Raw genomic sequence first — 11,941 nt, 5'->3', positions numbered from 1 at the left:
TGACAGATGCGGCGCGGACGACGCCGACACGGTCCACGCTAGGAAGGCGGCGTTCGCGCAGCGTTCGGGCGCGGCGTTCGGGCGGCCAGGTCGTGCTCGCAGCGCCGCAGCAGGGCGACGCTGCCCTGGGCGTCCGCCAGCCGCGTCGCGGAGCGCAGCCGATCCACCGCAGCTGCGGGCCCGTCCGTCGCGGCGCGCAACCGCATCACCTCGGGCAGCCACCACCGGTCGCTGCGGGACTGTGCGGCCACGAGCGCCGCATCCAGGACAGCCCGACCGGCGTCCCCGCGCCCGGCACGCCCCCACACGTCGGCGAGCAGGGACAGCCAGTAGGGCATGCGGGCGAACGCGCCCTCGGCCTTGAGGTTGTCGATGCCCTCGCGCATCAGGTCCAGTCCCGAGGCGCCCGGACGCGACCAGCCGTCGAGAATCAGCGCCCACTCGCGGTAGTAGGCGAAGTCGTACCGATCGCACAGGTCGCGCAGTTCGTCGACGGTGACCCGCAGCGAGGGAAGGTCGTCGCGCAACTGGTGGGTGATGCCCGCGTAGGCCAGGGCGACCGCGAGGTTGTACGGGTGATCGATCGTCCTGGCCAGGTCGACCGCGCCACGACAACTCGTCAGCGCCGCTTCGTCGTGCCCCAACAGCCAGTCGGCGTGCGCCGACCACGCGCCGCCGTGCACGTCCGGTCGGGTGCCGATGGTCAAGGTGTGTGTTCCCCCCGCCTCCCGTGCGCCGATCTCGAAGTGCTGCAACGCTTCCTCCGGCCTGCCCAGGCTCAGCGCCGAACCGGCGTACGCGAAGTGCGCCGAGGAGCTCAGCTCGGAACCCGGCCCGGCGCGCGCCAGCGCCCGCGTCGCGGCTCGGTGTGCCTCGGCCGTCCGACCCTGGACGAACCGGGATGCCCAGAGTCCGACCAGTGCGGTCAGCTCGGACTCCGTGCGGCCGAGGCGATCCGCCAGCTCGAGGGACCGTTCCAGGGTTTGCGCCAGCACGGGCGAGGCGTAGCCGAAGCGGGCGTTCAGCGGCGCCGCCATCGACTCCAACAGGTCCAGTTCCTGCCGGTCACCCTCTCGACCGCCCTGGTGATCGTGCACGAGCGACAGCGCCGCCCGGTGCAACCGGATGGCCTCCTCGTGGGCGTACCGCTCGGCCGCGACCCGGGCCGCCCGCCGGTAGAACTGCACCGCGCGTTCCGGTCGACCGCCGCGACCGTACTGCTCGGCGAGCTGTGCCGAGACGGAGTCCGTGTCCGCGGTGTGCAGCAGTTCGAGGCCCTGTGCGAGGCGGCGGTGCAGCAGCCAGCGCCTGGGTGGGCTGACCTGTGCGTACGCCACGTCCCGTAGCAGGTCGTGCGAGAAGTCGTAGCCGTCTCCGGTCTCCTGGACGATGCGGTGCCGCCACAGTTCGTCCACCGCCTGCACGACCGTCCCCGCGTCGAGGTCACTGGCCTCGGTGAGCAGTTCGAGGCTGAAGTTCCGACCCACCGCCGCCGCCAGCCCGGCGATCTCGCGGGCGTGTGGACCGGTCTGGTCGAGTCGGCTCCGCAGCACTGCCGTCAGGCCGCTGGGGGGCAGGGCCTGGTCCTCCCGGTCGACGGCGGCGCGCATGGCCTCCACGACGTAGAGCGGGAAGCCACCCGTCGTCGACTGCAGCAGAACGCGGTCGACGCCGGCGAGCGTCCGCCCGGAGACGGCCTCGCCGAGTCGGGCGGTGTCGTCGATCTCCAAGGGGGACAGCGTGATCTCGGTGAGCAGCCCGGCTGCACGCAACCCGGCGGTCCACTGCTCGATGTCACCGCCGTCTCCCGACGTTCCCTCCCGCGTCGTCGCGAGAACGAGCAGGGGAGCGTCGGGTACCAGTGCGAGGCAGAAGGTGAGGAACGCGAGCGTCTCCGGATCGCACCACTGCAGGTTGTCGAGGGTCAGCAGGGTGGGGCGGCCGCCGACGGTCAGCGCTCGGGCCAGACCCTCGAAGAACCGGTGCCGCTGCCAGGCATCGGCAAGCGTGCCCGTCGAGGTCGCGGGGCGGCGGGCGTCGGCGGGCACCAGCCGGTCCACCTCCGCACGCCAGAGTGGTTCGAGGCCGGCGAACCTCAGCGCCGAGTTCCGCAGCCATTCGGCGACCGGTGCGAGCGCCAGTCGGCCGGACGTGCCGAAGCACTGCGTGGCGGCCACCGTCGCACCCTGGACCCGGACGAATTCGGTGACCTCGGTGAGTAGTCGGGTCTTCCCGACACCCGCGTCGCCACGAATCACGGCGATACGGGCGCCCTCGGTCGCGGCGGTGTGCCATTGTCGCCGGAGCGCGGCGAGCTCCCGCGATCGACCGACGAAGGCAGCCGTGGCGGGTCCGGCGCGCAGGTCCCCCGGCCCGGGGACCGGTGGGGCCGCGGCGGATCCGGTTGCGAGCAGACGCTGCAGCGTCGCGCGGGTCGCCCGGTCCGGGCCGACACCGAGTTCCCGTTCGAGAACGGACGCGCAGCGGTGGTAGGTGCTGACGGCGCTGCCCCGGTCGCCGAGGTCCGCCTGCAACTCCATCAGCGAGCGGTAACCGGATTCCTCCAACGGCCGCAGCGCGATTCGTCGCCGGGCGGCGGCGGTGGCCGCGACCAGGTCGCCGCGGCGAGTGCGGTGGCGGCAGATCAGGTCGCACAGGTCCACGCACTGGTTCTCCAGTTCGGCCCGCAGGTCGAGCACCCAGTCCTCGTACAGTCCGGGCAGTAGCGGTCCGCGGTAGGCGGCGAGGGCGCGGTCCGCGTGCGCGAGCACCGCCGCCTCGTCGTCGTGGGCCTGCGCGGCCACCGACGCGGCACGCTCGCTCTCGAAGGTGCGCACGTCGACCCGGCAGGTGGGGCTGTCCCGCCAGCACAGGTCCCGGGGGCTGACGACGAGCGCGCTCTCGTCTCCGAGGGCGTGGCGAAGGTGATGAAGTTCGCGGCGCAGGTTGGTCAGCGCCTGCGCGGCCTCCGAGTCCGGCCAGAACAGGGAAGCGAGGCGCTGGCGGTTCTGCGGCACCCCGGCGTGGCTGGCGAGGAAGGCGACCAGGGCAAGGGTGCGCGGCGACCGGACCGCCTCGGCGCCGGTCGCGTCGTCGATGATCGCCTGCTCTCCCAGGAGGGAGACGTGCAGCATCTTCTCGCGGCCTCCTGGGGTTTCACGGTAGTACCCCGGCGGCCGTCACACCGGGGTGAAGTCCAGGCCGCCATCCGTCGGCTCGAACACCCGGCGGCGCAACGGTGAGCCGAGCGCCTTGGCGAGATCGGAGCCGTCGTGTTCCTGGAGCAGGGTCCCGTTCTCCCACACCATCAGTGCCGCACTCACAGACTGTTCTGCGGTCGAGTGCGAGAGGTCGTAGTGTGCGCACCCCGGCACGCCCGCGTAGGTGACCCACAGGTCGTAGCCGGTCATGAACAGGTCGAGGTCGAACTGCACACTCAGACCGAGCAGCTCGCTGCGACCGTTGTCGTCGACACCCGCGAACGCCTCGTCGAGGCCGAGCAGTCGCGGCGCGTGCGGATCGGCGGAGGAGAGCATCACGTGCGCGGCCGCGAACAGCGGCAGGTGCAGCGACACCGACTGCTCGCCGCCGGACAGGGCGCCGTGACGCGCGACCGTCAGTCGGTCCTCGCTGCCGTCGCCGCCGATGAGGGTGAACGAGAACACCCGCCAGCGCCGGTAGTCGAGGGCGGCGGCGAGGATCTCCGGGTACGACCGTTCCGGATGCGCCGCCCGGGACAGCCGAATCTGTGCCGCGAAATGTGCACGCATGGTCGCCAGTTCGTCGGCGCCGAGACCGGAGGCGTCCCGGTCGAGCAGCTTGGAAATCGCCCGCGAACCCTCGTCGAGATTGTCGGCGAGTACCCAGTGCACGCCGATGGTGCTGCCCGAGGACATCCGGCGCTCGCGCATCTCCGCACTCATCTGGGCGATGAGGTCGCGCGCGTCGACGGTCCGCTCGTGGATCTGCTGCGCCAGTCCCGTCAGCAACGCGTCCTCGAGGATGCGCCGCTCCGACTCGGTGAGCAGCAGTTCCTGGTCCTGGCGGGCCGCGCCGATGCGGGCGGCAAACTCGCCGATCGACGAATGGCCCTGGTCGTCCTGCACCCGGACCGTGGTCAGGCCCTCGGGGGCGTCCCACTGCAGCCGGTAGTCCTGCCCGGCCGCCGCGAGCTGGGCGTCGAAGTCCTGCAGCGCGGTGTTCAGTGCGGTGCGTGCGGACTTGCCCGAGTTCTCGGTGACCTTGACGGACGCGGTCGCCTCGGTCACGGCCACGTGCAGCGCGTGCACCTCGACGGGCAGCACCGGGGCCTGGTGGTCGGGATCGGACTGGATCCGGTAGACCAACTGGTCGGTGCTCAGCCAGGCGGCATCGCCGGCGGGCCAGGAATGGCTGCCCGGTACGCCGAGCAGTTCGAGCAGGTCGCGGTGGGCGTACGGCGCCAGCCGGTCCGCGTCGGAACGGGTCTCGGTCAACGCGCTGCGCAGTCCCTCGACCGCGGTGTTGCAGGCGCCCTCGGCCTTGCCGATCTGCTCGACCGCCGCCTCGTGCGCCTTGCGGGCCGACCGCTGCTCCGCGGCGGCGGCCTCGATCTTCGCCCGCACCCGGTCCAGGTCCGCCTCGATCTGCTCGGCGCCCGCCCCGAGGGACTCGCGCAGGGTCGCCAGACGCTGCACCTGCTGGGCGAGCCGCTCCTGGGCGATCGCGACCTCCTCCGCGAACTCCTCGGCCACGTCGCGGGCCTCGGCGTGCCGGTCGTCGGCCTCGCGCTGGTGCTCGATCTCCTTCTCCCGGTCGCGGCGGCTCCGCAGCACCAGGTCGCCCTGCTTCTCGAAGTGCGCGATGGCGGCGGCCAGTGAGTCGAGTTCGCGCGCCTGTTGCGGAGTGTGGTGCGCGACGGCGGTGGTCCGCAGCTTCTTCTCCTTCGCGCTCAGGTCCGCGATGGCCTGGTCGAGTTCGCGCTGGGTCGCGGCGGCCGACTCGGAGCGCGAGCGCAGTGCGCCCGCAGACTCGGCGACCGCCCGCAACGCCGTGAGCACCGCAGTGGTCCGGGGCAGCGCCTTCGCGGCCGCGGTCAGGGCGGCGAGCGTGTCGCCGGCCGTCTGCTGCGCGGTCGCGGCGGCCTCGGCCTGTGCCTGCGACTGCTCGATCGCGGCGTCGAGTTCGGCGAGACGCTGCTGCCTTCGGCGGGCACGGGCGGTGGTCCCGATGTACTCGGCCTCGGCCTTGAGATGCCGGCCGCGCTGGACGCCCTGCCCGAATCGGCCGTCCACGTCGATCTCGACCTCGGCCGTGTCCGAACCCGAATCCCGCCGCAGGGCAATCGATTCCAGCAAGGCGGTGACGCGGTCCTCGGGTACGCCCGCGTCCGGTTCGACGAGCAGGACGTCGGCGAGGGTCGGGCCGGACGGTCGGCGGTCGACGGGCAGCGCGATCAGGTACTGCTCGGACTCGGCCTCCGGGGCCGCGTCGGATCCGCCGTACACCCAGCCGTCGAGGAGGTTCGCGGCCTGCAGTGCGGACTCGATCCCCGCCGCGTCCGTGGCCGAGACGTCGTCGGCGAACCGCACCAGGCGCCACAGCGGAGCGCCGGCGAGGTCCTCGCGGGAACCGGTGCGGGCCGCGAAAGCCGGTGGTGCGTCGTCGCGTTCGGCCTGGATCCGGGCGCGGTCGGCAGCGAACTCCGCCACCGCGGCGTGTGATCGGTCGATCTCTCCGGCGGCCTCGCGGCGACGCATCCGCACGCCTTCGACCCCCTGCTCGGTGTGCTCGGCCAGGATCGCCGCGAAACCCGGTGCGGCGTCGTCACCGATCTCGGCGACCGACTCGTGCAGCGCGACGAACAGGTCGCTGCGCACCCCGATCGACGAGTACAGCGACGAGTGCTTGGTCCACCAGGTTCGGACGGTGGTGGCGCAGTCGGTGCGGGCGACGGCGGCGTCCGCCTCCGCCTCCTTGACCGCGGCAGTCGCGGCCTCCAGCAGTTCCCGCCCCCGGTCGGCGGCCCGTTCGGCACGCACGCGCTCCGTGGCCGCCTTCTCGACCAGGGTCAGCGCCGCCCGGACAGTGCGGACGTCGCCGTCGCGTTCCTCGGCGTGCCCGCGCACGGCGGCGGTGATCTGGTCGCCCCGCGCGGTCGCGGGAAGGGGAGTCCAGGCGATCCCGGCATCCTCTGCGGCGGACTGCAGTTCGTCCTCCGACCGGGCCTGCGCCTCCGCCGACCGGGTGACCTTCGCGGCGGACTGCGCCGCCTCCTCGGCGCGCTGGGACAGGCTGGACTGCGCCTTGCGTGCCTTGTCGGCCTGCTGCCGGGTGGACTGCTCGAGCTGGGCGACCGCGGCGCCCAGATCGTCGAGCTGCTGCTTGCCGTTGTAGGCGCTGGACTGCTCGAGGGCCTCCTTCTCGGCCTTGGCCAGTTCCAGCTCGCGCTCGGCGGACTCGCTGCGCTCCTGCGCGGCGACCCGCTCCTGCTGCCGCCGGTCCTGCAGATCGGCGGCGTCGGCGAGCGACGACACCGCGTCCGCGACCGCCTCCAGCCGGCGCGAGACCTGCTCGACGTCGGTACGGGCCTGCTGCCGTAGGTATTTCGTGTACACGCCGACGAAGCTCTGAGCGGCCTGGTCGGCGGCCGCGAGGCCTTCGAGTGCGCGCCCGACCTCCTCCATGTCGCTGAAGGAGCGAGCCGCCTCGAGCAGCAGTTGCTCGTCGAGGGGGCGCAGTCCGTCGGTCAGGGCCTGAGACAGTCCCTTGGGGTCGAGGTTCTTGGCCAGCTGGGGGCGGCGCAACGTGAGGATCAGGTTGATCAGTTGGTCGTAGCGCTCGGCGCCGAGGCCGAACAGTCGCGCGTCGATCGCGGCGCGGTAGTCGACCGGCCGGTCGGTGATGGCGTCGGAGCCGATCTGCTCCGCGAGCTGGCGCTTGGTCAGCGGCTGGTCGCCGTTGCCGAGCAGTGAGAAGTCAACGCCGAGACGGCCGTCCGCGACGAAGTGCCACCGGGTGACCTTGTCGTTCTGCCGGGTCGCGCGCATCCCGATCCCGACGGTGACGGCCTCCGGATCATCCTGTGAGCCCCGGGCGAACTCCATCCAGACGTAGGAGTGGGCGCTGTCGTCGCCGCGGTAGAGCAGGTTGGACTTCATCGTCCGCTCCTCGCCCGCGAACGGGTTGAGCCGACGGGGCTCGATGCGTCCGTCGAGCACGAACGGGAAGAGCACCTCGAGCGCCTTGGTCTTGCCCGAGCCGTTGGGCCCGCGCAGCACCAGCCGGCCGTCGGCGAAGGAGAACTCCTGGTCGCGGTAGTCCCAGAGGTTGATGATCCCGGCCCGGGTGGGACGAAAGCGCGCGCTAGCCATGCGAAATCTGCCTCTACTCTCTAGTGATCGCTCGGGACGGGTTCGGTGAACAGTTCCGGCTCGGCGTCCCGATCGCGAACGGTGACGACGACGTCCCGGTACCGCGCCAGCGCGGGCAGCACCAGCACCCCACCGGGCGTCGAGCGCACCAGTCGCTGCTTGTCGAGCAACGCGACCGCCTGCTCGCGCAGCCCGGCGTGATCGGCCTGCCACTGCGCGGCGAAGGTCCGCCCGAAGCGTGCCACCAGGTCACGCACCGTCTCGACGATCCAACTGTCCTCGACGAGCGGGTACGTGGGCACCTCGTGTGGCGAATCGTGCACCGGCGCAGCGTGTTCGGTGGACTCGTCGGCGAGATCGCGGAACACGCCCGCAGCGGGAATCGCACCGTCGAGTTGGTCGACCAGGTCGACGGTGTCCGGGTCGGGCAGTGGGAGCCGCACGAGCTCCGGCGCGTCGGGATCGAGCACCCGGTCGGCGATCTCACCCGCCAGGAGCAGCGCTGCCTGGGCGATCGTCCCGGTGCTGGGGAAGCGCAGGTCCGACAGCCGTCCGGTCGGGTCGATCAGCGCGATGCCCTCGGCCCGCCGCTCGGCGACCAGGCCGGTGAGGAACTCGACGTCGGCCGCGGTCCGGGGGAGCGCCAGCTGCAGTGCCTCGTCGTCGTCGAGTTCGCCGGCGTAGACGACGGGGCGCTCGACGAGGGCACGCCGGACGCGGCGCGCGACCTCCCGGGCGGGTGCCTCGTCGGCGCTGCCGCTCATCAGCCCGCGGATCGAGGTCAGGTGCTGCAGCGCCCGTGGCGGGCGGAACAGTGCCGTCACCACCGACCGGTCGATGTCGTACAGCGCCTCGCCGTCCGAGGGGTTCGCCGCCCACCCGACCGCGTCGCCGTCGGCCAGCGCGATGGCACCCCGCGCCGCGAGCCAGCCCACCGCATCGACGAAGGCGTCGCGGTCGGCGGCCCGGTCGGTGGCCAGGTCGACGCCCTCGACCTGGGCAGCGTCGGCGGCGACGTGGTCGGCGAGCTCGGAGAGGGTGATCTGGTTGCCTGCGCGCCCGAGCGCGGCCAGCGCCAGCGCCAGGTACGCGTAGCGGTGCCGGTCGAAGGCGCGGTCGGTGCCGGTGCGTGCCGGCGCGGTCGCGTCGAGTCGGTCGTGGCAGGTGAACAGCCGGGCCGTGGTCTCGGTGACCTCGAGGCGGTAGCCGAACAACTCGAGCAGGTCGTCGCGCAGCTCCGTTGCCCAGTTCCGCAGCAGGCCGAGGGCATTGCGATCCGGGTAGCTCTGCGTGACAAGGTGATTGGACAAGATGATGCGGGCGGCGCGGCGGTAGGAGTCCAGCGACAGCGGCGCGATCTCACGGGCCCTCATCGCACACTCACCCGCAGGCGGTCCAGGTGCAGGTTGCCGCGGGCGGTCCGCACCGTCGTCGACTCGGCATCCGGGGTCAACGTCAGCCGCACCCCGCTGTCGGACCCGGTGGAGCTCTTCACGGTGCCGCTGACCGGGACCCGCGCCGACAGGGCGGCATTGAGCAGGCCGAGCAGCACCTCGGTCTCCTGCTCGTCGAGTTCCCGGTCGTACACGCCGCCGGAGGCCAGCGAGCGGGCCGCCTCCGCGCGGGCCCGCTGGGCGGACAGCTGCGCGTCGCGGAGCCGGCGAACGCTCGCGTCGTTGCGCTGCACCCGGCCGGGCAGTCCGGGCGAGGCGGTGCGACCGGTCTCGGCGAGGGTGCGCGAGATTTCCACCGGCGGTGCCTCCCACCAGGATCGCGAGTCCGGGATGACGTCGGCGTCCGGATGCACCATCGACAGGTGGCGCGGCCGGCCCAGGTCGAAGACCGCCTCGAAAAGCGCGTGCGCGGCGTCCTCGGACGGCGTGGCGGCGAACCACCCCGCCAGGTGCCGCAGCTGACTCTCGCGGCTCACCCCGCCCCGGCGGGTCTCGGTGACCCGGCGCAACAGTGAGAGCACCGCGGCGATCGCGCTCATCGTCCCCTCGCGCAGCCGTTCGGACTCGCTCAGGCCGGACTCGCCCGGACCCGCGGAGTTGGCCACGAACCACTGCGTGAGCCCGGCCCAGCGGGCCGCCCAGTCCGCCTCGCGTTCCTCGAACGGAAGGAACACCCGCTCGTCACTGGCCGCGGCGCGCGCGACGAGCCGGTCGATGCCGGACTCCTCGACGACCGCGATCGCCGCCGCCAGCTTCGGTGCGTACCGCGCCAGGTCGGAGCTGAATTCGCGCATGTGTGTGAGCAGGGCATCCTTGTGCAGCAGGAACGACTCGGGGGTGATCTCCGTGGTGCGGACCAGATCTCCGAGCGTGAGGTAGAACTGCGCTGCCCGATCCGCCATGTCCGAGAGCGTCGAGTCGAGCCGGCTGAGCTTGCGGTAGATCAGGTCGCCGTCCGCCGCCCGGTTGGCCGCCGCCAACTCGCTCAGGTCCGCCAGCAGGTCCGGCAGCGCGAGCCGCGAGAGCGCCGCCTCGTCGAGTCGCGCGCCGAGCACGTCCTCCACCGCCCGGAACGCCTGGTAGCCGACCTGACTGAACTGGTAGACGTAGTGCCGGTTCCGATACTCCGCGAGACTGGCCGCCCGGGTGCCGTCGTAGCTGCGTTCGAGCAGTCCCCAGACGTGCAGCTGCTCGAGCAGGGGTGTGACCTCCGCCGCGGTGAATGCGGTGGCGGACTGGTCCGAGGCGATCCTGTGCAGCGTGTCGACCACGTCGCCGGCGTGCAGCAGCACCACGTAGTTGACGCGCGCGTGATCGAAGGCCCGCAGCACCCACAGGTAGTCGGCGCGCTTCTCCGCGGCGGTGAACGCGAACAGCCGCAGCCGGTCGTCGCGCGCGAACGCGTCGCGGGACGTCGCGTGGTCCGGGTCGGATGTGCTCACCGTGACAGGGTAGGGGAGCGCGGGGACGGCCCGTGACAGTCGGGATGCTTCGGTGCGTCGGCCGTGGCGGCGGGGACTCCCCTGCGACGGACGGGAGGCGGGGACCGTGGTGGAGTCCCCGGCTCTCGTCCGTTGTCGTTCAGTCGTGCCTCACAGCGGGACCGGGGCCCCGTAGGTCATCACGATGTCGCCGGCAGCCGTCTCGGCTCGGGCGTAGGGACGGATGGTGACCGGGCCGATCGCCCCCGACACACTGCCGTGCACGCCGGCGAGCCGAATCCGGGTCCCGGGCCCGTCGAAGGCCTTGTCTTTGACCAGGGGGACGTCGGTGATGCCGCCGGGCTGGAGGTCGAGGGTGAAGTTCTGCTGAGGGATGATGTCGCCGAGGAGTTCGGCGCGTCCGCCCAGGGCCAGGCCGAGGTCGGGGTTGGTGCCCTGCTGCAGGCCGAGAGTGAGGGCGTTGGTGGTTTCGAGTTCGAAGCCGAGGCTCGGGGTGTTGAGCTGGATGGTTGCGCCGGTCAACGCGATCGGATAGCCGAGCTGGTATCCGAAGGTCAGCTTGGTGGCCTTGGCGTCCGCCGCGTGGGGTCCGGTGATCTGCACCTCGGCGTAGCCGTTGTGGAAGAACTCGCGGCTCAGCGGCGAGCTGTCGAGCGGCGGCACCGCGTTGATCTGGGTGTCGCCCTGGGACACCTCGATCCGGTCGCCGCTGAAGTCGACGAGGCTGTTGGCGTTGTCCACGCCCGCGGCGGCGGTCCCGGTGCCGAACACCAGCCCGACCACGGAGACGCATGCGACGGCCAGGGCGCGCCCGGAGTTGACCTTGCGAATTCGACGCTGATTGCGAGTCTCCGTCATGAAAGTCCTGATCCGTTCGGTCGATTCCCATCAATGTGGCGCGGGCGGACCGGAATCGTTCACCGATGCAGCGGGAGCGATTCCGGTCCGGACGGGCTGCGGTCTACAGCGGCACGGGCGCACCGTAGGTCATCACGATGTCGCCGGAATCCATCTCGGCTCGGGCGTACGGACGGATCGTCACCTGGCCGATCGCTCCCGACACGCTGCCGTGCACCCCGGCGAGACGGAGGCGCGCGCCCGGACCGTCGAAGGACTTGTCCTTGATGAGGGGGACGTCGGTGATGCCGCCGGGCTGGAGGTCGAAGGTGAAGTTCTGCTGGGGGATGATGTCGCCGAGGAGTTCGCCGCGTCCGCCCACGGCCAGGCCGAGGTTGGGGTTGGTGCCCTGCTGCAGGCCGAGAGTGAGGGCGTTGGTGGATTCGAGTTCGAAGCCGAGTCTCGGGGTGTTGAGCTGGATGGTTGCGCCCGTCAACGCGATCGGATAGCCGAGTTGGTATCCGAAGGTCAGCTTGGTGGCCTTGGCATCCGCCGCGTGGGGTCCGGTGATCTGCACCTCGGCGTAGCCGTTGTGGAAGAACTCGCGGCTCAGCGGCGAGCTGTCCAGCGGCGGCACCGCGTTGATCTGGGTGTCGCCCTGGGACACCTCGACCCGGTCGCCGCTGAAGTCGACGAGGCTGTTGGCGTTGTCCACGCCCGCGGCGGCGGTCCCGGTGCCGAACACCAGACCCACCACTGCGACCCCCGCAACCGCGACCGCGCGCTTCGAATTGACCGCGCGCTTCGAGTTGACCGTGCGAATACGACGTTGCCTGCGAATCTCCGTCATGAAAAT

Annotated in this window: 6 protein-coding genes; all 6 read right to left on the bottom strand. The window is 71.7% G+C overall.

All coding sequences use genetic code 11. From position 1 onward, the window contains the following. Positions 1–38: 38 nt before the first annotated feature. The gene (locus FK531_RS15150; protein ID WP_142100693.1) at positions 39–3,134 is read right to left on the bottom strand and encodes an ATP-binding protein; all 3,096 of its coding nucleotides are present in this window, start codon (positions 3,132–3,134) and stop codon (positions 39–41) included. A 45-nt stretch (positions 3,135–3,179) separates the two neighbouring features. Then, on the bottom strand, positions 3,180–7,352 hold the full coding sequence (locus FK531_RS15145; RefSeq protein ID WP_142100691.1) for a TIGR02680 family protein: 4,173 nt from the start codon (positions 7,350–7,352) through the stop codon (positions 3,180–3,182). 20 nt (positions 7,353–7,372) lie between these two features. Further along, on the bottom strand, positions 7,373–8,725 hold the full coding sequence (locus FK531_RS15140) for a TIGR02678 family protein (RefSeq protein WP_142100689.1): 1,353 nt from the start codon (positions 8,723–8,725) through the stop codon (positions 7,373–7,375). Next, entirely contained in the window at positions 8,722–10,188 is a 1,467-nt protein-coding gene (locus tag FK531_RS15135) for a TIGR02677 family protein (protein ID WP_142100848.1), read from the bottom strand. The genes FK531_RS15140 and FK531_RS15135 overlap by 4 nt, the downstream gene beginning before the upstream one ends. 210 nt (positions 10,189–10,398) lie before the next feature. Beyond that, the gene (locus tag FK531_RS15130) at positions 10,399–11,106 is read right to left on the bottom strand and encodes an MspA family porin (RefSeq protein WP_142100687.1); all 708 of its coding nucleotides are present in this window, start codon (positions 11,104–11,106) and stop codon (positions 10,399–10,401) included. Between the two features lie 103 nt (positions 11,107–11,209). Continuing rightward, positions 11,210–11,935 carry an MspA family porin gene (locus tag FK531_RS15125; RefSeq protein WP_142100685.1) on the bottom strand — a complete coding sequence of 242 codons (726 nt, stop codon included), beginning with the start codon at positions 11,933–11,935 and terminating at the stop codon, positions 11,210–11,212. Between the last annotated feature and the right edge of the window lie 6 nt (positions 11,936–11,941).

Source organism: Rhodococcus spelaei (assembly GCF_006704125.1).
GTDB classification, from domain to species: domain Bacteria; phylum Actinomycetota; class Actinomycetes; order Mycobacteriales; family Mycobacteriaceae; genus Rhodococcus_G; species Rhodococcus_G spelaei.
This window is presented reverse-complemented; position numbering and strand designations above follow the sequence as displayed.

Excerpts from the sequence above, each read along its gene's own strand:
- FK531_RS15125 (WP_142100685.1), bottom strand. The coding sequence starts at position 11,935 with ATGACGGAGATTCGCAGGCAACGTCGTATTCGCACGGTCAACTCGAAG.
- FK531_RS15140 (WP_142100689.1), bottom strand. The coding sequence starts at position 8,725 with ATGAGGGCCCGTGAGATCGCGCCGCTGTCGCTGGACTCCTACCGCCGC.
- FK531_RS15150 (WP_142100693.1), bottom strand. The coding sequence starts at position 3,134 with ATGCTGCACGTCTCCCTCCTGGGAGAGCAGGCGATCATCGACGACGCG.
- FK531_RS15130 (WP_142100687.1), bottom strand. The coding sequence starts at position 11,106 with ATGACGGAGACTCGCAATCAGCGTCGAATTCGCAAGGTCAACTCCGGG.
- FK531_RS15145 (WP_142100691.1), bottom strand. The coding sequence starts at position 7,352 with ATGGCTAGCGCGCGCTTTCGTCCCACCCGGGCCGGGATCATCAACCTC.